Origin of the sequence: Amycolatopsis sp. Hca4 (genome assembly GCF_013364075.1) — a bacterium.
Classification (GTDB): Bacteria; Actinomycetota; Actinomycetes; order Mycobacteriales; family Pseudonocardiaceae; genus Amycolatopsis.
The window spans coordinates 7,216,428-7,238,288 of record NZ_CP054925.1 but is presented as its reverse complement, the minus strand read 5'-3'; the positions used below and the strand labels follow the sequence as shown (position 1 = coordinate 7,238,288).

At 72.2% G+C, this 21,861-nt stretch carries 19 protein-coding genes; 7 read left to right on the top strand and 12 right to left on the bottom strand.

All coding sequences use genetic code 11. The features are described from left to right. The first annotated feature begins 130 nt into the window (after positions 1 to 130). Entirely contained in the window at positions 131 to 3,031 is a 2,901-nt protein-coding gene (locus HUT10_RS32710; protein ID WP_176174713.1) for a tetratricopeptide repeat protein, read from the top strand. Between the two features lie 44 nt (positions 3,032 to 3,075). Here HUT10_RS32710 and HUT10_RS32705 read toward each other — a convergent pair whose 3' ends face one another. Both HUT10_RS32705 and HUT10_RS32700 read right to left on the bottom strand, forming a co-directional pair. Beyond that, on the bottom strand, positions 3,076 to 3,252 hold the full coding sequence (locus tag HUT10_RS32705) for a hypothetical protein (protein WP_176174712.1): 177 nt from the start codon (positions 3,250 to 3,252) through the stop codon (positions 3,076 to 3,078). A gap of 134 nt (positions 3,253 to 3,386) precedes the next feature. Then, positions 3,387 to 4,526: an MFS transporter gene (locus tag HUT10_RS32700; protein WP_176174711.1), complete on the bottom strand. Its 1,140-nt coding sequence runs from the start codon at positions 4,524 to 4,526 to the stop codon at positions 3,387 to 3,389. 71 nt (positions 4,527 to 4,597) lie between these two features. Here HUT10_RS32700 and HUT10_RS32695 point away from each other — a divergent pair, with 71 nt between their 5' ends. After that, positions 4,598 to 5,512 (top strand): LysR family transcriptional regulator, encoded by a 915-nt coding sequence (locus HUT10_RS32695; RefSeq protein ID WP_254897117.1) that lies wholly within the window; start codon positions 4,598 to 4,600, stop codon positions 5,510 to 5,512. Here the strand turns inward: HUT10_RS32695 and HUT10_RS32690 are convergent. Next, complete coding sequence (locus tag HUT10_RS32690) at positions 5,440 to 6,435, bottom strand: aldo/keto reductase (RefSeq protein ID WP_176174709.1); 996 nt, start codon at positions 6,433 to 6,435, stop codon at positions 5,440 to 5,442. The two genes, HUT10_RS32695 and HUT10_RS32690, sit on opposite strands and share 73 nt — an antisense overlap. A 47-nt stretch (positions 6,436 to 6,482) precedes the next feature. Here HUT10_RS32690 and HUT10_RS32685 point away from each other — a divergent pair, with 47 nt between their 5' ends. From HUT10_RS32685 to HUT10_RS32675, 4 genes are all read left to right on the top strand, one after another. After that, the gene (locus HUT10_RS32685; RefSeq protein WP_254897116.1) at positions 6,483 to 7,805 is read left to right on the top strand and encodes a PLP-dependent aminotransferase family protein; all 1,323 of its coding nucleotides are present in this window, start codon (positions 6,483 to 6,485) and stop codon (positions 7,803 to 7,805) included. 90 nt (positions 7,806 to 7,895) lie between these two features. Then, on the top strand, positions 7,896 to 11,126 hold the full coding sequence (locus tag HUT10_RS32680; protein ID WP_176174708.1) for a GH92 family glycosyl hydrolase: 3,231 nt from the start codon (positions 7,896 to 7,898) through the stop codon (positions 11,124 to 11,126). An 81-nt stretch (positions 11,127 to 11,207) separates the two neighbouring features. Then, positions 11,208 to 11,594: a helix-turn-helix domain-containing protein gene (locus HUT10_RS52280; protein WP_368660791.1), complete on the top strand. Its 387-nt coding sequence runs from the start codon at positions 11,208 to 11,210 to the stop codon at positions 11,592 to 11,594. Beyond that, positions 11,483 to 12,991, top strand: coding sequence for an ATP-binding protein (locus HUT10_RS32675; RefSeq protein WP_368660790.1), 1,509 nt, complete (start codon positions 11,483 to 11,485; stop codon positions 12,989 to 12,991). The genes HUT10_RS52280 and HUT10_RS32675 overlap by 112 nt, the downstream gene beginning before the upstream one ends. Positions 12,992 to 13,002: 11 nt before the next feature. Here HUT10_RS32675 and HUT10_RS32670 read toward each other — a convergent pair whose 3' ends face one another. The 4 genes from HUT10_RS32670 to HUT10_RS32655 all read right to left on the bottom strand — a co-directional run bounded on the left by HUT10_RS32670 (position 13,003) and on the right by HUT10_RS32655 (position 17,170). Then, complete coding sequence (locus tag HUT10_RS32670; protein WP_176174707.1) at positions 13,003 to 13,536, bottom strand: SLATT domain-containing protein; 534 nt, start codon at positions 13,534 to 13,536, stop codon at positions 13,003 to 13,005. A 40-nt stretch (positions 13,537 to 13,576) separates the two neighbouring features. Further along, on the bottom strand, positions 13,577 to 14,635 hold the full coding sequence (locus HUT10_RS32665) for a glycosyltransferase family 4 protein (protein WP_176178129.1): 1,059 nt from the start codon (positions 14,633 to 14,635) through the stop codon (positions 13,577 to 13,579). A gap of 121 nt (positions 14,636 to 14,756) precedes the next feature. After that, a complete protein-coding gene (locus tag HUT10_RS32660) occupies positions 14,757 to 16,232 on the bottom strand; it encodes a serine/threonine-protein kinase (protein WP_176174706.1) in 1,476 nt (491 codons plus the stop codon). 137 nt (positions 16,233 to 16,369) lie between these two features. Continuing rightward, positions 16,370 to 17,170, bottom strand: a complete 801-nt coding sequence (locus HUT10_RS32655; protein WP_176174705.1) for an inositol monophosphatase family protein — start codon at positions 17,168 to 17,170, stop codon at positions 16,370 to 16,372. A gap of 29 nt (positions 17,171 to 17,199) precedes the next feature. Between HUT10_RS32655 and HUT10_RS32650 the strand changes: the two genes are divergently transcribed. Then, complete coding sequence (locus HUT10_RS32650) at positions 17,200 to 17,898, top strand: creatininase family protein (RefSeq protein WP_176174704.1); 699 nt, start codon at positions 17,200 to 17,202, stop codon at positions 17,896 to 17,898. Here HUT10_RS32650 and ribA read toward each other — a convergent pair. Genes ribA through HUT10_RS32625 form a run of 5 tightly spaced genes read right to left on the bottom strand, consistent with a single transcriptional unit; the run spans position 17,887 to position 21,839 of the window. Next, on the bottom strand, positions 17,887 to 18,540 hold the full coding sequence (ribA, locus tag HUT10_RS32645; protein WP_176174703.1) for a GTP cyclohydrolase II: 654 nt from the start codon (positions 18,538 to 18,540) through the stop codon (positions 17,887 to 17,889). The genes HUT10_RS32650 and ribA overlap by 12 nt on opposite strands. Next, a complete protein-coding gene (locus tag HUT10_RS32640; protein WP_176174702.1) occupies positions 18,537 to 19,556 on the bottom strand; it encodes a lysylphosphatidylglycerol synthase transmembrane domain-containing protein in 1,020 nt (339 codons plus the stop codon). The genes ribA and HUT10_RS32640 overlap by 4 nt, the downstream gene beginning before the upstream one ends. Continuing rightward, positions 19,553 to 20,380, bottom strand: a complete 828-nt coding sequence (locus HUT10_RS32635; RefSeq protein WP_176174701.1) for a class I SAM-dependent methyltransferase — start codon at positions 20,378 to 20,380, stop codon at positions 19,553 to 19,555. Before HUT10_RS32635 ends, HUT10_RS32640 begins: the two co-directional genes overlap by 4 nt. Continuing rightward, complete coding sequence (locus HUT10_RS32630; RefSeq protein WP_176174700.1) at positions 20,377 to 21,444, bottom strand: glycosyltransferase family 4 protein; 1,068 nt, start codon at positions 21,442 to 21,444, stop codon at positions 20,377 to 20,379. The genes HUT10_RS32635 and HUT10_RS32630 overlap by 4 nt, the downstream gene beginning before the upstream one ends. Beyond that, positions 21,441 to 21,839, bottom strand: a complete 399-nt coding sequence (locus HUT10_RS32625; RefSeq protein WP_176174699.1) for a 6-carboxytetrahydropterin synthase — start codon at positions 21,837 to 21,839, stop codon at positions 21,441 to 21,443. The genes HUT10_RS32630 and HUT10_RS32625 overlap by 4 nt, the downstream gene beginning before the upstream one ends. Positions 21,840 to 21,861 lie beyond the last annotated feature (22 nt).

Genomic DNA, 21,861 nt, shown 5'->3' with positions numbered 1-21,861 from the left:
CGGCGGAGTGTGCCAACGCCGTGTGCATCGAACGTGGAACAAATGCGGATTCCCGAAACCCGGACGGCCGATTGCGCGACATCGAAAGAGGACAGCAAGCTGACGCCGGGGAGGCCGCGTGGAGTTTCGGATGCTCGGTCCGCTCGAGGCGTGGCACGACGGGGTGCCGGTGCCGCTGGGTGACCAGCAGCAGCGGTTCGTCCTGGTCGTGCTGCTCCTGCACGCCAACAAGCCGGTGACGCCCGCGCGGCTCGCCGAGATCGTCTGGGCCGACCGCGAAGCCAAACCCACGCTGGTGCGCAGCTACATCAAGCGGCTGCGGGACGTCGTCGGGGACGCCACCATCGAGACCACCCCGACCGGCTACCTCCTGCGGGTCGGCGAGGACCAGCTCGACACCACGCGGTTCGACCGGCTGCGCGCCGAAGCCGCGGACGTCCGCGCCGACGACCCGCGCCGGGCGATCGCGCTGCTGCGCGAGGCCGCCGGCCTGTGGCGCGGGAAGTTCCTCGAGGACATCGACATCGACCGCGTCGGCGGCCCTGAGGTCATCTCGCCGGACGAGAGCTACCCCGATGTCGTCGGTGACCTGGCCGAACTCGAGCTCGAGTCCGGCGACCACCGCTCGGCGCGCGACCGGCTGCGGCCGCTCGTCCAGGCCGATCCGGCCAGTCAGAAGCACGCCGAACTGCTGATGCGCGCGCTGCTCGCCGGCGGCGACCGGGTTGCCGCGCTGCGCGTCTTCCACGGCACGCGCGACGCGCTCGCCGCCCTGCGGATGGCGCCCGGGCCGGTGCTGCGCAAGCTCGCCGCACGCGCCGAGCAGGGCGATCCGCCCAGCTCGCTGCCGTCGCGGCCCGGTGAGTTCACCGGCCGGGCCGCCGAACTCGCCACCATCGAGGCGGCCGCCGCGGCCGGGCGGCGGGCGGTCTGGATCAGCGGTGCGCCCGGGGCCGGCAAGTCCGGCCTGGCCATCGAGGCCGCCCACCGGCTGCGCGACCGCTTCCCCGACGGCCAGCTGCTCGCCCGCCTCAACGGGTTCACCCCCGGCGTCGAGCCCACCAGTACCGGCGACGCCCTCAGCGAACTGCTCGTCGAGCTCGGCGTGCCCGCCGAGCAGATCCCGGCCACCGTCGGCCGGAAAGTGACGCTCTACCAGGCGACGCTCTGGGGCACCCGCACGCTCGTCGTGCTGGACAACGCCGCGTCGCCGGAGCAGATCCGGCCGCTGCTGCCCGAGGCCGACGGCTGCCTGGCCGTCATCACCAGCAGGCGGATGGGTGACGCCGACACGGGCGAAAACATCCGGCTCGCACCGCTGCCGCCCGAGGAAGCCGCCGAGCTGTTCCACGCCCTCGCCGGCCCCGCGCGGCTGCGCGGGCGCGCGTCCGACGTCGCCGCCGTGGTCCGCCGCTGCGGGTACCTGCCGATGCCGATCCGCGTCGCGGCCGCGCTGTTCCGGCGGCACGACCGGTGGCCGCTGGAGCACCTGCTGCGCCTGCTGGAGGAGAACGGGCCGTGGGGTGAGGACGACGGCGGCGCGGCCGTCCGGGTGTCCTACCGGCAGCTCGGCGAGCCGCAGCGGTCGCTGTTCCGGCTGCTGGGCAGCCTGCCCGGTCCGGACGTCGACGTCGTGGGCGGCGCGGCGCTGGCCGGCTGCGACGTCGCCGAGGCGCGGTCGCTGCTCGACGACCTGCACGAGGTCAGCCTGCTGGAGGAGGCCGCGCCCGAGCGGTACCAGATGCTCGACCCGCTCAAGGAGTTCGCCGGCCGCGAGCCGGCACCCGCGCCCGCGCTGGTGCGGCTGCTCGACTACTACCTGGTCACGCTCGCGGCCGCCGTCAGCGCCGCCTACCCCTTCGACCGGGCTCAGCTGCCCTCGACGACGGATCGGTCCTGCGCGGTGACGCCGGTGTTCGCCGACGGCGAGGCCGGGCTGCGATGGATCGTCGCCGAGCGCGACAACCTGGTGGCCGCCATCCGCTACGCCGCCGGGCACGGGCTGCCCGAGCACACCTGGCGGCTGGCCGTGCTGCTGTGGCGGTACTTCAACACGACCAACCAGTTCGAGGACTGGATCGGCACGCTCGAGCTCGCCTGGAAGACCGTCTCCGCCGACGAGGGGAACGACTACGGCCAGGCGCACGTCCTGCTGCGGCTGGCCACCGCGCACGACCGGCGCGGGCAGCTCGCCGAAGCGCTGGAACTGGCCGCGAAGGCGCTGCCCAAGTGGCGCCGCCTCGGCGACCCGCGCGGCGAAGCGGCGACGCTGTGCGCGCTCGCCATCCCCACCATGGAACTGGGACGGCACGACCAGGCGATCGCCCACCTCGAGGCCGCGCTGGCCAAGTACGAGCAGACCGAAGACCGCCGGGGCGAGGCCCACGCCCTCGGCATGCTCGGCTACCTCGGCGAACTCCACGGCGACCTCCGGGTCGCGTTGGGGCGGCACGAATCCGCCGCGCGGATGCTGCGGGAAATCGGGCACGTCCAGGGCCTGGCGCACACGCTCAACAACCTCGGTTCCGTGCAGGAGAAGCTCGGCCTGCTCGGCGAAGCGCTGGCCAGCTACACCGACGCGCACGGGTACGCCGCCGAAGTCGGCGACCACTGCGTCGAGGCCTACGCGCTCAACAACATCGGGAACGTGCACCGGCAGCGCGGCCGGTACACCGAAGCCGCCCGCTACCACGACAAAGCCCGCGAAGTCGCGGCGAACGTGCCGGACGCGGACCTGCGCACCCAGCTCTACCTCGACCGCGCGGCGACGGCGCTGGCCAGGGGCGCCCGGCAGGAAGCGCTCACCGCCGGCCAGGCCGCCCTTGACCTGGCCGACGGCAACGGCAACCGCGCCTACCGGGCCCGCGCCCACCGCGGCGTGGCCGAGACCCTGCACGCGATGGGCGACCACGAAGGCGCCGTCGCGCACTGGGCCGCGGCCGAGGCCGAGTTCGCCGCGCTCGACCTGCCCGAAGCCGGTGAAGTGCGCGAAGCGCGTTCGGCACTGGGCTGCGCCTGCGGCCCGCGGTGAGCCGGGAGCGGCGGCCGGTCCGCCGCCGCTCACGGCCCGGTCCCTCAACCGTGCCAGGGGTTGCCGTCGGTGGTGGGCGTCGGGGTCGGCGTGACGACCGGAGCGGCCGGCGCCCCGCCGTTGTCGTCCGCGTACGCGGTGGTCGAACCGATCACCGGCAGCGCGGCGAGCGCGCAGATCGCGAGCACGGGCCCACCGATTTTGGCCAGCTTCTTGAACATGACGAATCCCTCCTCGGGAATGGTGATTTCGAGCGCTTCTTCGAATTCCTGCGCTCACACCGAGGATTCACGCCTGCCAGGGCTGTCGACCAGGGGTTTCCTGTTTCATAAACGAATAGGAAACAGTTCCCGGCTCAGCGCTGCCGGGCCGGCCGGGTCCGCTCGGCCGGGATCGAAGCGACGGTCGCCGCTCCGGCCAGGAGCACGCCCGCGGCCGCGGCCAGCGCGACCGGCGCCGTCGTCGCGGTCAGCACGGCGCCCAGAACCGCCACCCCCAGAGCCGCACCGGCCTGGCGAGAGGCGTTCAACGCACCCCCGGCGACGCCGGTCAGGTCGGGCGGAGCCGCGGCGACCACCACCGTCAGCAGCGAGGGAATCGCCAGCGACACCCCGAAGCCCAGCAACGCCAGCGCGACCACCGACAGGGCCGCCGAGGTCGAGCACGCCTGGAGCAGGACCCCACCGGACATCAGCAGAAATCCACTCACCGCCGGAATGCGCGGCCCGACCCGGGCCACCAAGCGGCCGGTGAAAATCGGGTTGAACGCGGTCGGGATCGTCAGTGGAAGGAACGCCAGCCCGGTCATCGACGGCGGATAACCGCGGGTTCCCTGGAAATACAGCGACAGCACGAAAAGCACGCCGGACAAACCGAAGTTCACGATCGCGCCCGCCACGAGCCCCAGCGGAACGGCGCGATCCCGGAACAGGCGCGCGGGGAGCATCCGGCCCACCCGCACCGGGGTCGCCGGAGCCTGCCGCGCCAGCACCCAGGCGACCACCGCCACCGGGACGTTGACCAGGAAGATCGCCCGCCAGCCGAACGCCTCGGTCAGCAGGCCGCCCAGCAGCGGGCCCGCCACCAGGCCGGTTCCGCTCACCGCGGCCCACACCCCCATCGCCTTCGCCCGCGCGGCGGGCACCGGGTGGGTCGCCGCGATCAGCGACAGCGAAGACGGGACCAGCAGAGCGCCCGCGACGCCGAGCAGGGCCCGGAGCGCGATCAGCATCGGGGTCGAGAACGACAGCGCCGACAACCCGGACAGCGCCGCGAACGCAAGCAGGCCGAGGGAGAACACCCGGTGGGCGCCGAAGCGGTCCGAGCACGCCCCCGCGGGCAGCAGGAAGGCCGCGAACGTCAGCGTGTAGCCGTTCGAAATCCATTGCTGCGCCGACAAAGACGGCGAAATGGCCGGAAGCGCGACGGTCACGATCGTCGTGTCCAGCATGACCAGGAAGTAGCCCAGCGAAAGGCCGGTGAGGAGTCTTGCCACACCGGAAAGCCTGGACGCTCGGTGACACCGGTGGAAGCAGGCAGTTACGATGGGCGGTATCGGGAACGCCGATGGGGGCTGCCATGGAACTGCGCCACCTGCGCACCTTCCGCGTCGTCGCGCGGACGCTCAACTTCACCCGCGCCGCCGCGGAGCTGCACTACGCCCAGTCCAGCGTCACCGAGCAGATCCAGGCGCTGGAAGCGGAACTCGGTTCGAAGCTGTTCGAACGCGGGCGGCGGCTGCGGCTCACCGGCGCCGGGGAGCGGCTCGTCGGCTACGCGGACCAGGTGCTCGAACTCGTCGAGGAGGCCCGGGCCGCGGTCGACGAGGAACGCGGCGAGCCCGAGGGCGACCTGACCATCGGCGCACTGGAAACGCTGTGCGCCCAACGGATCCCGGCTCTGTTCGGCGAGTACCGGACGAAGTGGCCGCGCGTGCGGCTCACCCTCCGGGAGGGCGGCCGCGGCGAGCTCTACCAGGCCGTCCGGCAGTCCGAAATGGACGTTTGCTTCACCTTCGGCGACCCGCCCGCCGACCCGGCGCTGGTCAGTGCGTCGCTGGGCACCGAACCGCTCGTCGTCCTCGTGCCGCCGGGACACCCGTTGGCCGGTGAGGACGAGCTCCGGCCCGGCGACCTCGACGGCGTCGGCTTCCTCGCCACGCCGAAGGGGTGCGGCTTCCGGGAGATGCTGGACCGGATCGACGGGCCCGTCGTCGAGGCGGAGGTCGGCAGCCTCGCCGCCCTCGCGCGGTGCGTGGCCGCCGGCCTGGGGTGCGGGCTCGTGCCCGCGCTCGTCGAGCCCGAAGGGGCGATCGCCGTTGCCCTGGCCGGTGCCACCACCGACGTCACCATGACGTGGCGGCGGCGCGACGAGCACAAGCCGGGCGTCGCCGCGCTGCTCGCCACCGCCTACGCGTTGTCCAGCACCGAAAGCAGCTCGTCCGGCAGCTCCAAGGTGAAGGCCGGAGCGATCGACTCGTAGTGCGCCCACGTCCGCGGGCCGATCAGCGGGATGACACCCTTGCGCAGCAGCCACGCCAGCGCCACCTGGTTGCCGGTCGCGCCCAGCGAAGAGGCCACTTTGGACACCGCGGCCAAGCGCGTCTCGCTGTCGGGGCCCGCGTACGACCGCCAGATCGGCGTCGACTCCCGGTAGGCGGCGTCGTCGTAGATTCCGCGCAGCAGCGAGGAATACGCCGCCAGGGAGACGTCCGGGTGCTCGTCGAGCCAGTCCAGCAGCTCCGCACCCGCGATCGAGGACACGTCGGCGCCGGTGGGGCGCAGGTACGAGTGCTGGACCTGGACCGCCACCGGGGACGCCCAGCCGTTGGCCGCCGCCAGCGACCGGATGCGCTCCAGGCGCCAGGTCCGGACGTTGCTCCAGCCGATGTACCGCACCTTGCCCGCACGGACCAAAGCGTCCAAAGCGGACAGTGTCTCCTCGAGCGGGGTGCGCCGGTCGTCGACGTGGACGTAGTAGAGATCGATGTGGTCGGTGCCCAGGCGGCGCAGGCTCGCCTCGGCCTCGCGCTCGATCACCGCCGCGCCGGCGCCCTCGAACGCGCGCCCCACCGCGTCCCAGTCCGTCGTGCCGTCCGGCCGCCGGGCGGCGCGGGCCGCCGGGAGGTCCGTGATGCCCGCCGACACCTTCGTCGCGAGGAAGACGCGGTCGCGCCGGCCCCGCAACAGCTTGCCCAGCTGGGTTTCGCTTTCCCCGCCCGAGAACTGCTCGCCCACCCACCAGGCGTAGCAGTTCGCCGTGTCCAGGAAGTCGCCGCCGGCGTCGAGGTAGGCGTCCAGGATGCGGGCGGACGTCGGCTCGTCCGTCGACGTCCCCATCAGCATGCAGCCCAGCGACACCTGGCTCACGTACTGGCCGGTCCGGCCCAGTTCCACCTTCTTCATGCCGACCACGCTAAGCCCGGATCGGTCCGGTACTACAGTCCAATACCGTGGCTGGATCACAGACCGATTGGGGTGTGCTGCTGGAGCCGGCCGGACCCGGCCCGAAGCACGAACAGCTGGCCAGGGCCCTGCGCAAGGCGATCCGGGACGGCGTCCTGACCGGCGCGGTCCCGCCGAGCCGCCGGCTCGCCGCCGACCTCGGGTGCTCGCGATGGGTCGTCACGCAGGCCTACGCCCAGCTCGTCGCCGAGGGCTACCTGGCCGGGCGCACCGGATCGGCCACCCGGGTCCGGCCGGTGGGTGACGCGGTGGCGGCGAAGGAGCCGGCGCGCGCGGCGCCGCCGCGGTACGACCTCGCCCCCGGCCTGCCCGACCTGCGCAACTTCCCGCGGCGGCCGTGGATGGAAGCGGTGCGCGAGGTGCTGGCGAACGCGCCGCACGCGGACTTCGGGCTGCCCGAGCCGGGCGGCCACCCGCGGCTGCGACGCGTCATGGGCGAGTACCTCCGGCGCGTCCGCGGCGCCGCGCCCGGCACGGTGCTGGTCTGCGGCGGCGTCACCGACGGCGTGGCCGCCGTCTGCCGCGCGCTGGCCGAGCGCGGCAGCACGCGGCTGGCCGTCGAGGATCCCGGGTGGCCGCGGCTGCGGCGGGTGGCCGAGGACGCCGGGATGACCGTCGAGCCGGTGCCGGTCGACGGCGAAGGCATCGACGTCGGGCGGATCCCGGCCGGCGTCCGGGCCGTGCTCGTCACCCCGGCGCACCAGTTCCCCACCGGCTCGGTCCTCTCGCCGCGGCGGCGGGCCGAGCTGCTGGCCTGGGCGCGGGACGTCGACGGGCTGATCCTCGAAGACGACTACGACGCCGAGTTCCGCTACGACCGGCGGCCCGTCGGCACCGTCCAGGGCACCGACCCCGGGCGGGTCGCGCTCTTCGGGTCGGTCAGCAAGACGCTCAGCCCGGCACTCGGGCTCGGCTGGGCCGTCCTTCCTCCACAGTGGACGGTCCGGGCGCACCCGCCGCCCGTGGTCGACCAGCTCGCGCTGGCCGGCTTCGTCGAAAGCGGCGCCTACGACCGGTACCTGCGCAGTGCCCGGCTGCGCTACCGCGCCCGGCGGGACCGGCTCGTCGCCGCGCTCGGGCCGGCGCGGCTCTCCGGTGTCGCAGCCGGGCTGCACCTGGTGCTCCACCTCGACCGGGACGCCGCGGCCGTCGTCGGCGCGGCAACGGCGGCAGGCGTCAAGGTGGCCGACCTCGACGCCTACCGGACGACGGCGGGCGAACCCGCGCTCGTCCTCGGCTACGGCAACCTCACCGACACCGGCGTCGAGGCCGCCGCGGGGCTGCTCAGGCGCGCAATGACAACGGTTTGACCTGGTTGCCGCCTTCCCAACTGTTCGCGGATGTGAAAAGCTGCTGGACAGTCCGCTTCTGACAACGTTGTCAACTGGAGGTGCGCGCCCGTGGGGTCGCCAAGCAGACAACTGATCGCCGCGGCGGCCGCCGTGCTCGTGGTCGCCGCCACGACCCAGGCCGCCGCACACGCCGCCGCGCCGGTCGACCCGGTGGGCCTGGTCAACCCGTTCGTCGGCACGCAGAACTTCGGGAACACCTTCCCCGGCGCCAGTGCGCCGTTCGGGATGGTGCAGGTCAGCCCGGACACCGGCGGCCAGGGTGGTTACGACTACCTGCAGAACGCGATCTACGGCTTCAGCCAGACGCACCTGTCCGGCGTCGGCTGCGGCGTGATGGGCGAACTGCCGATCATGCCGACCACCGGGGCCGTCGACAACGTTGACAAAGACGCCTACAAGTCCGCCTACAGCCACGACGACGAGCACGCCGAACCCGGCTACTACCGCGTCGGCCTGCAGAAATACGGGATCAACGCCGAGCTGACGGCCACCGCGCGCACCGGCTGGCAGCGCTACACGTTCCCGTCGACCGGGCAGGCGAACGTCCTGTTCAACACCGGCCAGGCCAACCAGTCGGTCAAGGACTCCGAGATCCACGTCGTCGGCGACCGGACCCTCGAAGGGCGGGTCAAGGCCGGCGGGTTCTGCGCCGGCCACGACGAGCACACCGTCTACTTCACCGCGACCTTCGACCGGCCGTTCAGCTCGTTCGGCACCTGGCGCGGCTCGACGCGCACCCCTGGCGGCCGCGACGCCGCGGGCACCGGGAGCAACGGCGCCTGGGCGAGCTTCGACGCGAGCACCGACCACGACGTCGTGCTCAAGGTCGGCCTGTCCTACACCGGTCTCGACGGCGCCCGGAAGAACCTGGCCGCGGAGACCTCGGACTACGACTTCGACGCGACCCGCGCGGCGCTGCACCAGCAGTGGGTGGACCGGCTGGGCGCGATCAAGATCGCGGGCGGCACGACCGAGCGGCAGACGGCGTTCTACACCGCGCTCTACCACGCGCAGCTGCACCCGAACCTGGCCGGCGACACCGACGGCGCGTACACCGGCTTCGACGGCAAGGTGCACACCGCGAGCGGCTACACGCCGTACCAGAACTTCTCGCTGTGGGACACCTACCGGCCGCAGAACCAGCTGCTGGAAATGCTGGAACCGCAGGTCGCGCGGGACGTCGCGCTGTCGGTCGTCGCCATCGGGCGAGACGGCGGGTGGCTGCCGCGGTGGGCGCTGGCCGAGAGCGAAACGAACATCATGACCGGCGACCCGGTGACGCCGTTCCTCGTCGAGGCGTGGTCGAAGGGCCTTCTCGCCGGGCACGAAGAAGAGGCGTACGCGCTGCTCAAGAAGAACGCGACGAGCACGCCACCCGCCGACTCGCCGTACAACGGCCGCTCCGGCGTCGACTACTACAACGAGCGCGGGTACATCCCGAGCGGCCTCGAACTCGGCAAGGACTGCGCGGCCAAGGGCGGCGACAACGACTGCGAGCACCCGGCGTCGGCGACCATGGAGTACGCCGCCGCGGACGCGTCCCTCGCGCTGATGGCCCGCGGCCTGGGCCACCAGGCGGACGCGCGGATGTTCGCCGACCGCGGCCAGTGGTACCGCAACCTGTGGGATTCCTCGATCCAGCAGTTCCGCCCGCGCACCACCGAGGGCACGTTCGTCACGCCGTACAACCCGGTCGACGCCGGCCACCAGTTCCACGAAGGCGGCGCCTACCAGTACCAGTGGCTGGTGCCGCAGGACCCGGCCGGCCTCGTCTCGCTGATGGGCGGCCGGACGGCGACCGAGAAGCGCCTGGACTCCTTCTTCTCCTACGGCAACCTGCTTTCGGACCCGGCCGGGACGGCGCGGAAGGACTGGATCGCCAGCCCGTACGACTACTACGGCAAGGCGACCTACAACCCGAACAACGAGCCGGACCTGCTCGCGCCCTACACGTACAACTGGGTCGGCGCGCCGGCGAAGACGGCGACCGTCGTCCGCGCGGCGATGACGCTGTTCACCACCGGCCCCGACGGCATGACCGGCAACGACGACCTCGGCACCATGTCGGCCTGGTACGTCTTCTCCTCGCTGGGCCTGTACCCGACGATGAGCGGCGCGAACTTCCTCGCGCTGTCGAGCCCGCAGTTCGAGTCGGCGACCGTCCGCATCGGACAGTACGGCTCGGCGCAGGGCGGCACGCTGACGGTGTCGGCACCGGGCGCGAGCGACGCGAACCGGTACATCCAGAGCGTGTCGCTCAACGGCCGGGACATCCGGCAGACGTCCCTCGACTGGTCGGCACTGGCGCACGGCGGGAAGCTCTCGCACAAGCTGGGCTCGCGGCCGTCTTCGTGGGGGACGTCGGTTTCCGCGGCACCGCCGTCGGTGAACAACGCCCCTGGCGACCAGCGGCGGCACGTCGACGCGTCGCTGCGGCAGGCGTCCGTGGTGGTCCCGGCCGGGGCGGCCCAGCAGGTGCACCTCGACCTGGACGTGGTGGCCCAGAACCCGGGCCTGCAGCCGGTGACGGTCTCGGTGACTTCGCCGTGGAAGTCACGGGTCCAGCCGTTGCTGCTGGTCTGGTCGGGACGGCTGCCGGTGCAGCAGTCCGTGCCGATCACGGTGAGCGTGCCGGCCGGGGCGGCACCGGGGACGTACCCGGTGCAGGTGAACGTGTCCGGCCCGAACGCGGTGACCCGCTCGGCGACGATCGAGGTCCGGACCCCGTCGGCGTGCGCTTCTGCCGGCCCGCAGTGCGCGGTCGACCTGACCCGCGACCGCAACCACGACGGAACGGCAACGGTGGCGGCCCCTTCGGAAGGCAATTTCGACGACAGCGGCTGGAGCTACGACGCAGACCTCCTGCCGCCGGCAGGCCCGGTGACCTGGGACGGCGTCACGTACGCGGCCCCGGACGCTTCGGGCACGGCGGCCAACTTCGTGGAGGCTCGTGGCCAGTCGCTGTTGCTCCCGGCGGGGCAGCACACGGCGCTTCGCCTGGTCGGGGCGTCCCACAACGGTCCGGTGTCGACGACGCTGACCGCGCACTACACCGACGGGACGAGCGCGGACCTCGCGGTGACGTTCGGTGACTGGGCCGGGTCCGGGAGCCCGGTGGTGCTGGAGATGCCGCACCGGATCAAGGCAGGCAGCGGGATCGACGGGCCGCCGGTGCGGTTGTTCGGGATCTCGAGCGCACTGGACGGCGGGAAGACCGTGCAGTCGGTGAGCCTGCCGAACGATCCGCGGGTGGAGATCTACGCGCTCACCCTGGCCTGAATACACTGAGCACTCGACTGCCACCCTAAGTAGCATGCTAATAGTCATGTCAACTAACATGGCTATTAGCATGCTACTGGTGTGACGGAGCAGAGGGTGCAGGACGAAGAGCTCACGGAAATCGTCGAGAACCTGCGCCTTCTCGGCAGCGACGTGTCCGACGTCGAGGTCAAGAAGGCGCAGGGAGGCTTGCCCCGTTCCGCCCGGGAAACAGTTGTGGCCTTCGCGAACACCCGAGGCGGCACGCTGATCCTCGGCTTGGACGAGGGAGGGACTTCGCCGCGACCGGCCTATCCGATCCGGCGAAGATGTCGTCCGATCTGGCGGCGATGTGCGCGACCGACCTCGAGCCGCCCGTGCGGCCGCACATCGGCATCCACGACTTCGAAGACGCAAAGGTCCTGGTCGCCGAAATTCCTGAGCTCGCTCCGAACCGCAAGCCCTGCTTCAGCCGCGGCGCCGGAATGACCCAGGGCAGCTTCGTCCGGGTCGGAGACGGGGATCGCAAGCTCACCAGCTATGAAGTGCAGCTCCTGCTGGCGAGCCGTGGACAACCGAAAGACGACGAGGCTCCCGTGCCCGGCACCGGCCTCGCCGATTTCGACGCGACGCTGGTGACCGCGCTGCTGAATCGGCTCCGCACCCGCCGCCCCTACGCATTCGGCGAACTCGACGACGTTGCCGCACTGCAACGGGCCAAAGCCCTGGTGGCGGACGACGACGGCACCATCGTCGCCAGCGTGGGTGGCCTGCTCTCCCTCGGCAGCTATCCGCAGGAATCCTTTCCCCAGCTGATGGTGACCTTCGTCCACTACCCGACCGCCGAGGGTGCGAACACGGAGACCGGCGAACGCTTCGTGGACAACGTGGTGGCCGAAGGACCGATACCGGTGATGGTCCGGGATACCCTCCTGGCCGTCCGGAAGAACATGACGCGTCGATCAGTCGTGCGCGGGGCCGGCCGTGCAGACATCTGGCAGTACCCCGAAGCCGCGTTGCGCGAGGCCATCGTCAACGCACTTGTCCACCGTGACCTCTCGCCGGAGGCGCGCGGCACCCAGGTACAGATCGAGATGTATCCCGACCGGCTCACCATCCGGAATCCCGGCGGGTTGTTCGGGCCGGTGACCGAAGACCAACTGGGCGAGGAAGGTGTCTCGTCGGCACGCAACGCCAGCCTCCTCCGGCTCCTGGAGGACGTGCCGTGGCCCGGCGGCACCCACGCCGTCTGTGAAAACCGCGGCTCCGGAATCCGGACGATGATCAACGCCCTTCGCACCGCGCGGATGAGCCTCCCGGAGTTCAAGAACAGGGTGAGCACGTTCAGCGTCACCTTCCCGAATCACACGCTCCTCGGGGAGGAAACCGTCGATTGGCTCAACTCACTGGGCGAACACGGCCTGTCGGAAAGCCAGTGCGTCGGCCTCGCGATACTCCGGGAAGGCGGCTACCTCGACAACCAGACCTATCGGACGGAGACCCGCGTCGACTCTCGCGTGGCAACTCAAGAACTCGGCGATCTGATCGCGCGGGAGCTGGTGGTGCAGACCGGAAACCGTCGCTGGGCACGCTATCGGCTGGCGCCCGCACTGCTACCGAGCGGCGGTTCGGCCGGTTCCGGTGTGCGGCGGTCCGACCGCCGCGGAGAGCTCCTCAAGGCATTGGAGGGACGCGAACGCTCGCGCGTCGAGTTGGCCGCGGCCACCGGCCTCACCGGCCAGACCGTGGCCTACTGGCTCCGCATCCTTCGCAGTGAAGGTTTGGTGGAAGCGACCGAGGAGAAGGTGCGCAACCCTGCCACCCGATACCGCCGAACCGGCAAGATCGCGCTGGGCGAGGACGGCGGCACGAAGCGCGAGCCGTGAAGGGCATCGCCTCAGCCGCGGGCTTCGGGGGCCTGTGGCGGGCGGTCGAGCTTGCGGAATTCGACCCACTGGCGGCTGGTCTCGTCCCAGACGACCTGGTGCTTGGTGAAGAATTCCGCAAGCCGGCCGCGGCTCAGCTCGGCCGCGGGAGTCGTGACGATGTAGTAGTCCAGCTCGTCGCGGAGGCGGTTGAAGCGGTACCTCGTCTCCGTCATCAGCACCCAGCGCGAGCGCCAGTTGAAGAACGTCTCGAGCCCGCCGAGCACGGTGACCAGGGCGACCATCGGCAGCGCGATCGATGCGCGGGCCGGGATCTCCTGGATGCCGAGCACCACGGTCGACGCCGCCGTCAGCAGCAGGGCGCTCACCCGCACGATCGACGCGCGGACGCGGAACTGGCTCTTGCGGCTGTCCACCCAGTCCATGTCGGCCGACACCAGGTCGCGGAAGCCGAGGAACTGGTCGCGCAGCGGGCGGTCCGGGTCGCGGCCGGCGACTTCGAGGAAGCCGCGTTCGGAATCGGGTGGCGGGGACTGGGGTGCCATCGGGCCAGGGTCGTGGAATCTCAGCACCCCGGCAATACCGTCAAGCGACGATCCTCGGTTCGGACGCCAGCCGCGACAACACGTGCGTCAACCGGCGGGCCGCCACGTCCCACTCCTCCAGCGCGCTTCCGCGGCCGAGGGCCGCCGTGCGCAGCGACCGGCGCAGCTCCGGGTCCGCGTACCAGCGGTGCAACGCGTCCGCCAGCGCGTACGGGTCGTCCGGCTCGACCAGCACGCCCGGCATCTCGCCGTCCGCGTCCACGCCGAGGGCGTCGTGGACCCCGCCGACCTCCGTCGCCAGCACCGGGATACCCCTGGCCAGTGCCTGGGCCACGAACATCCCGGACGTCGCCGCGCGGGCCGGGATGACCAGCAGGTCCGCCGCGTTGTAGGCCGCTCCCAGGTCGACCGCGTCGCCGGCCAGGGTGATGCGGTTGCCGAGGCCGAGTCGCTCGATCGTCCAGCCGAGCTCGTCGACGTACGCCCGGTCCGCCTCGAGGGAACCGACGAACACGCACGACAGCGCCAGGTGGTCGACCTCGCCGAGGGCCTGGATCAGCAGGTCGTGGCCGTTGCGGCGGGTCACGTCCCCGACGCAGAGCAGCCGGGACACACCGTCCGCGCCCGCGGCGAGCGGGGCCGCGTCGGTGCCGGGCTTGGCGACGTAGACGCGGCCCGGGTCCAGGTCGTGGCGGTCGATCAGCAGCCGGGCCAGCCACGGGCTGGTCGCGACGACCATCCCGGCCATCCGCAGCGTCTCGCGCTCGCACGCGTCCAGCTCCGCCGCGTGTGCCGGGGCGAGCCCCGGCTCGTCGGCGAGGGGCTGGTGCACCAGCACGGCCAGCCGCAACCGCCGGGCGTGCGGGACGACGATCTCCGGAACGCCGGAAGCGATCGTGCCGTCGAGCAGCACGACCGTCCGGTCCGGCAGCGCGGCGAGGGACCGCGCCAGTCTCCGTCTCGCCGTCGCGTCGGGCTCCGGCCAGTCACCTGCGACCGGCAGTTCCAGCACCGGCTGGCCGACGGCAGGCAGGTTCTGGCACATCCGTTTGTCGTAGGTGTCGGTACCCGGCGGCGCGGCCGGCAGGATGAACACCATCGGGTCGGCGGGCCTCATCGCGCGCGCCGGGGCAGAGCGGTGGGAACGGGCACGGCTACCTCCAGCGTGGGTCGACGGCGGTGACGGCTCATACGTCACACGCACCCCAGGCCGGGAAGGTTCACTTGCTCTGCGAGTCGATTTTCCAGACGCCGCCCTCTTGGACGAGGGTGAAGATGTCGTTCTCGGCGTTCCCGCCGTCGTAGGTGATCGTCGCGGCCACGCGGTTGGGCCCGGCCTCCCGCGCATTGATCACGTTCACCTGCTTGTACTTGCTCCAGAAGCTCTTGTACGTCTCGTACGTCTGGCTGCGGGACGCCTTGAACTTGGCGGTGAGCAGGTCCCAGGCCGCCGCCGGGTTGCCGGGCAGCAACCCGTAGTAAGCCGTGAGGGCATCGACGGGGGTCTTCGACGAGGCCACCGTCGAAACCGTCGGTGACGTCGAGGGCGCCGAAGTCGGCGGCGTCGGCGAGGGGGACGACGAAGAAGACGGTGTGGCCGGCGGCGCCGCGGACGCCGAGGTGGACGGCGTCTCCGACGGCGGCGGCGGGGCGGCGTTGTCCGACGGCGGCTTCTGCCGCACGACCAGCAGGATGGCCACGACGACGGCCACGCACAGCAGCGCCGCGCCGGCCCCGACCGCGATCAGGCCCTTGCGCGCGCCCGGCGACACCGCGGTGACCTCGCCCGCGGGCACGGCGACCGCGGCCGGCACGGTCGGCACGACCGCGGGTTCGGCCTCGGGGACCGTCGCCGCGAGGACCGACTCGCCCGGCTCCGGGTCCGGCAGCAGCGCCCGCAGCTCCTGCTCGACCTCGTCCATCGACGGCCGCTCGGCCGGCTCGGAGGCGAGCATCCGCAGCAGCAGCGGGGTCAGCCGGCCCGCCTTCTCCGGCGGCACGATCTCGCCGCTGGAGGCCTTGTAGAGCAAGGCGATCGGGTTGTCGGCGACGCCGTAGGGCGACTGCCCCTCGACGGCGGCGTACAGCGTGGCGCCGAGGGAGAAGACGTCGGCGGCGAAGTCCGCGTCCTCGCCGCGGGCCACTTCGGGCGCGAGGTACGCGGGCGTGCCGGCGATCTCGCCGGTGGCCGTCAGCTTGACGTCACCGATCGCGCGCGAGATGCCGAAGTCGGTGATCTTCGCCGTGCCGTCCTCGGAGACCAGGATGTTGGCCGGCTTCACGTCGCGGTGCACGACCCCGGCGCGGTGCGCACCCGCCAGCGCCGAGCTGATCTGCACGCCGACGCGGATGGCGTCGTCCACCGTGGCCGGCTGCTCGCCGAGCACGAGGGCCAGGCTCTTCGACGGCAGGTACTCCATCACCAGCCACGGCCGGTCCTCTTCTTCGAGGACGGCGAACACGGTGATCGCGTGGGAATGCTGCAGCCGGGCGGCGATCCGCGCCTCGCGCATCGCGCGATTCTTCGCCTCCTGCGTGCGTTGCTCGTCGTGGTCGTGCGGCAGCAGGAGTTCCTTGATCGCCACGGTGCGGTCGAGCTTCTCGTCCTGGGCCCGCCACACCGTGCCCATCGCGCCGCCGCCGATCGGCTCGAGCAGCCGGTACCGATCGCGGATCCGGCGACTTTCCACGAGCATCCACCATTCTCCGAAGTGGCCGACGAGATCCGGTCAGCATGCCAGCCCGGGCGGCCGACCGGTACCAACGTAGCCGAAAACCTTGCGCGGACAGCGCAAACCAGCGCTGTGGCGCCGCTTACGTGTACCCCGGAATCCTAACGAACAACCCCGTACGCGCGATCAAGTGCGTCCACGATCTCCTTGCGCAGCCCCGCGCCGACGGCGATCGTCGCCGCGGAACCGACCGTGTGCTCGCTGCCGTCGCGGTCGACGACGACGCCGCCGGCCTCGCGCACGAGGAGCACGCCGGCCATGGTGTCCCAAGGATTGTTGGACAGGATCAGTGCGGCGTCGAGCTTTCCGTCCGCGACCCAGGCGAGGTCGATCGCCGCGGTGCCGAGCATCCGGATCTTCTGCGCCCGCGCGCCGAGGTCCGTCAGCAGGGTCAGCCGGGCGCGGTTCTTCTCCTCGGCGAGCTCGCCGATCGCGAAGTCGCCGACGGCGATCATGGCGTCGGACATTTCCGTCGCGGTAGAAGCGCCCACGCGCGTTCCGTTCGCGAAGGTGCCTTCGCCGCGCGCGGCGGTGTAGGTGACGCCGAGGTACGGCAGCGTGATCGCGGCGACCGTGCTGTGTTCGCCGTCCACGAGGGCCAGGGAGATCCCGCAGAGTGGAATGCCGCGGGCGAAGTTCGCCGTCCCGTCGATCGGGTCGAGCGCCCACCAGCGGCCGCCGGCGTCCCCGCTGCGGCCGCGCTCCTCGCCGAGGATCCCGATCTCGGGCGTCTCGGCGGCGAGGAACTCCCGCAGCGCGTCCTCGACCGCGGTGTCGACGTCGGTCACCAGGTCGCGATCGCCCTTCGCGGACACCGAAAAGCTCGGGCGCGACCGGACGATGCCGGTTGCCTTCGCGACGGCTTCGCGCGCGATGTCCAGTAGTGCGGCATGCTCGGTCATGTCACCAACCTAAGTGAAGGGCCGCGGTCATGACCGATCTGTTCCCGCTCGCCACCACCGCAGACGAGCAGCAGCGGCGGGCGTCGGTCGCGGTGCTGCCGGTGGGCAGCTTCGAGCAGCACGGCGCGCACCTCCCCCTGGCCACCGACACGGTGATCGCGGCCACCATCGCCGGCGCGGTGGCCGCCGCCCACCCCGTCCTCCACCTGCCGCCGATCACGATCTCGTGCTCGCACGAGCACGCCGGGTGGGCGGGCACGGTGAGCATCTCGGCACCCACGCTGCACGCGGTGGTCACCGACGTCGCCGCGTCGCTGCGTGCGTCGGGGGTGGAGCGGCTGGTGCTGGTCAACGGGCACGGCGGCAACTACGTACTGTCCAATGTGGTCCAGGAGGCGGCGGGCGCGATGGCGCTGTTCCCCGGCGTCGCCGACTGGCAGGCGGCGCACACCGCGGCCGGCCTGCGGACGTCGCTGGACGACGACATGCACGCGGGCGAGCTGGAGACGTCGATCCTGCTGCACGCCCACCCGCACCTGGTCCGCCCCGGCTACGAAACGGCCGACCACGTCACCGACCGGGAACACCTGCTGACGCGGGGCCTGCGGGCGTACACGGAGTCGGGAGTGGTCGGCCGTCCTTCGCTGGCGAGTGCGGCGAAGGGGCACGTCCTGTTGGACACGCTGGTCCAGCGCTTCGCCGGCGTCCTCGCAGTGTTAGGCGCCTGAGAACGCCTGGTCCAGGTGCGGCAGCAGGTGGGCCATCCGCTCGGCCTTCGTGCGCAGGTACCGCAGGTTCTCCGGGTTCGGCGGAACCAGCAGCGGAACCTGCTCGCTGATCCGGATTCCGTAGCGGTTGAGCTGTTCGACCTTCGCCGGGTTGTTCGACAGCAGCCGCACCGAGCGGATGCCGAGGTCGGCCAGGATGCCCGCCGCCGCGTGGTAGTCGCGGGCGTCGACCGGCAGGCCCTGCACCACGTTCGCGTCGACCGTGTCGAGGCCCTCGTCCTGCTGCAGGCGCATCGCCTCGAGCTTCGCGAGCAGGCCGATCCCGCGGCCCTCGTGGCCCTGGACGTAGACCAGCACGCCCGCGCCTTCCTCGACGATCCGGTCCAGCGCCGCCGCCAGCTGGTCGCCGCACTCGCAGTGCGTCGAGCCGAAGACGTCGCCGGTCAGGCACTCGCTGTGCACCCGGACCAGCGCACCGAGCGGGGCGACGTCGCCGTACACCAGCGCGACCTGTTCGGTGCCGGTGCGGTCGAGGTAACCCACCGCGCGGAACGTCCCGTACCGGGTCGGCAACCGGGTTTCGACCACCCGCTCGACCACGGCCCGGCGCGGCAGATCCCCGACGACCTCACTTGCGGTCATGACTTCAACCCCACTTCCGATTCCATCCCGGTGCCGGCCGCAACGCGCGGAGCGGGCACGGCACCGGTGTGCGGAGCGCGGGTCACGCGGAACCCGGCGACGCTCCGGACGAGCAGGACACCGGCGCCCGGCAGGCTCGCGACCAGCGTGAGCACGCCGTAGACGACAGCGACGGTGACACCTTGGGCGGCCCCCAGACCGGCCGCGCCGAAGAGCAGGGCGCAGACGCCCTCGCGCGGGCCGAAGCCGCCGACGTTCAGGGGGAGGCCCATCGCGAGCAGCGCGAGGACCATCAGGGGCACGAGCTGCCACACCGGCGCGCCGACCCCGGCGACGCGGGCGGCGACGACGAACAGCGCCAGGTGCCCGGCCAGGGTCGCGACGGACAGGAAGCCAACGCTCGGCCACGTCTCCCTGGTCAGCAGGCCGAGGCGCACGTCGGCGAGGGTCACGGCGAAGCCGCGGCGGAACTTCGACGAGCTGTGGATCCACTGCCCGCCGAGCAGGCGGCCGACGACGAGACCGGCGATGGCGGCGAGCACCACGACCACCCCGGCCCCCACGACGACCTCCCGGAACGCGCCGGGCACGACCGACGGCGACGCGAGCACCACGGTGACCGCCGAAGCGATCAGCACGATCTGGCCCGCGGTGCGTTCGAGCACGACGGCCCGCACGCCACGGGGCACGTCACCGCTGTCGCGGCCGTGCTGGACCGCGCGGTGGACGTCGCCGAGGACGCCGGCGGGCAGCACGCCGTTGAGGAACAGCGCGCGGTAGTAGTCGCCGACCGCGGTGCGTAGCGAAAGCCGCAGGCCGAGCCGGGTGGCGACGACCTGCCAGCGGCCGGCGCTGAACAGCGTCGTCGCGAACCCGATGAGGAGGGCGGCCAGCACGCCGGGCGCGCTGATCCGGGCGAGCCCGTCGAGGAAGGCGGCGCTGCCGAGCTGCCAGACGAGGACGCCGAGGATGGCGAACGCGCCCAGGATCCGCAGCCAGGCCAGTGCGCGCTTCACGCCGCCACCTCCAGGCTCGGCGGCAGGACCAGCAGGTCGCCGTGGTGGATCACCGCGTGCAGCTCGCCCGCCGCCGCCATTTCCAGCCGCCGCTGGAGGTACACGTCGGCGACCGGGCGCAGGTGGGGCAGCTGCTCGACGGCGGCACCGACCCAGCCTTCGAGCCACTGCCGCTGCAGTTCCGCCTGGTCCGGGCCGAGCCGCCAAGCGCTGTCGGCGCGCCGGACCTGGGCCCCGAGCCTGCCGAACGCGGTCGCGGCGACGTCGACGGCGTTCGGGCCGAGCAGCCGGCGGCCGTCTTCGGTGACCCGCCGCTGGTGGGCGTTGAACGCGGCGGCGATGGCCGGGTCGATCGGATCGGCGGGCGAGAGCTCCACCTTGCCGGTGACCGACAGCATCAGCAGCGCCGCGCAGCCCGCTTCGACGACGGCGGTGGCCAGCGCGGTGATCTCGTCCCTGGTCAGCAGGTCGAGCAGGGCGGAGGCGGTGACCAGCGACGTCCCGGCGAGGTCGGCGGCCCGCAGCGCGGTGACGTCGCGCTGCTCGGCGACGACGTCGACCGGGCTGCCGTCGAGCGCGGTGCCCGGCAGGCTGGCCTGCGCGTGGCTGAGCAGCTCGGTGTCGTGGTCGTGCAGGATCCAGTGCTGGGTGCCGGGAAGGCGGGCGGCCAGCCAGCGGCCGAGCGAGCCGGTGCCGCAGCCGAGGTCGCGGACGACGAAGTCCTCCGGCAGGAAGTCGCGGAGCGGTTCGACGAGTTCGGTGGCGCGGGCCGCGGCGTCGGCGGGTTCGCGCAGGTAGAGCCAGTCGGGCTGGAAGCCACTCATGCCGCCGCCTCCTGCCGGAGGAGGATGTCGGCGATCCGGCGGGCGGTGTCGTCCCAGCCGGTCAGGGTCTCGCGGCGCAGTTTGGCGGACGCGCGCAGCTGCGTGCGCAGCGCCGGCTCGGTGAGCCAGCGGCGCAGGGCGGCGCCGAGCGCCGGGACGTCGTCGCCGGGGACGAGCATGCCGGGCACCGAGCCGTCCGGGGCGACGCCGACCGTGTCCGGCAGCGCGTCGACGTCGGTGGTCAGCACCGGCACGCCGCGGGCCAGCGCCTCGGTGACCACCATGCCGAAGGTCTCGGCGCGCGAAGGCAGCACGAGCAGGTCGGCGGTGTGGTAGGTCGCCTCGAGCGCCCGGCCGGTGCGCGGGCCGGTGAGCGTGAAGCGGGCGCCGAGCCGGTGCTCGCGCAGCCGCTCGACGTACTTGGTCTCGCGCCGGATCCCGCCGACGCATTCGCAGGTCCAGCGCAGGTCGGCGACGGTCTCCAGTGCCTGGGCGAGCACGCCCTGGCCCTTGCGCGGGGTCACGTTGGCCACGCAGACCAGGCGGGAGACGCCGTCGGTGCCGACGGCGAGCGGTGCCGGGTCGACGCCCGGCGTCACCGAGTGCACGCGGTGCGGGGCCAGGCCGTGGTGGTCGATCAGCCGGCGCGCGGCCCACTCGCTGGTCGCGACGACCGAGCCGACGGCCCGCAGCGTCTCGCGCTCCAGCGCGTCGAGCTCGGCGGCGAGCGCGGGCGGCAGGCCGGTCTCGTCGGCCAGCGGCAGGTGCACCAGCACCGACACCGACAGCCGGCGCGCCTGCGGGACGACGACCTCGGGGACACCGCAGGCGACCAAGCCGTCGAGCAGCACGGCCGAGCCGGTCGGCAGCGCGGACAGCAGGTGGCCGAGGACCGCGCGGGTCTCGGTGTCCGGCCGCGGCCAGCTGCCGGAGACGGCGATCTCGTGCACGTCGAAGCCGGCCTCGCCGAGCCGGTCGCACATCCGCCGGTCGTAGGTGTTGCCGCCACTGGGGACGGACGAGTCGTCGACGTCCCCGGGGAGGACCACGTAGAGGCTGTTCACAGTGCACGCTCGTAACTCGCCCACGCGACGTGCGATTCGTGCAGGGAGACGGCGATCGCTTCGAGGCCGCGCGCGCCTTCGCCGAGGCGTCCGGCGTGGACGGCGTCGGCCAGGCGGTCGGCGATGACCTTCGCGAGGAACTCGGTCGAGGTGTTGATCCCCTTGAACTCGGGCTCGTCGTCGAGGTTGCGGTAGTTCAGGTCGCTCAGCACCGCCTTGAGCTCCTCCGTGGCCTTGCCGATGTCGACGACGATGTTGTCCTCGTCGAGCTCGGCCCGCCGGAACGTCGCATCCACCAGGAAGGTCGCCCCGTGCAGGCGTTGCGCGGGACCGAAGACTTCCCCGCGGAAACTGTGGGCGACCATCACGTGGTCACGGACGGTGATGCTGAACACCAAGACCTCCGATGCGTTCGGG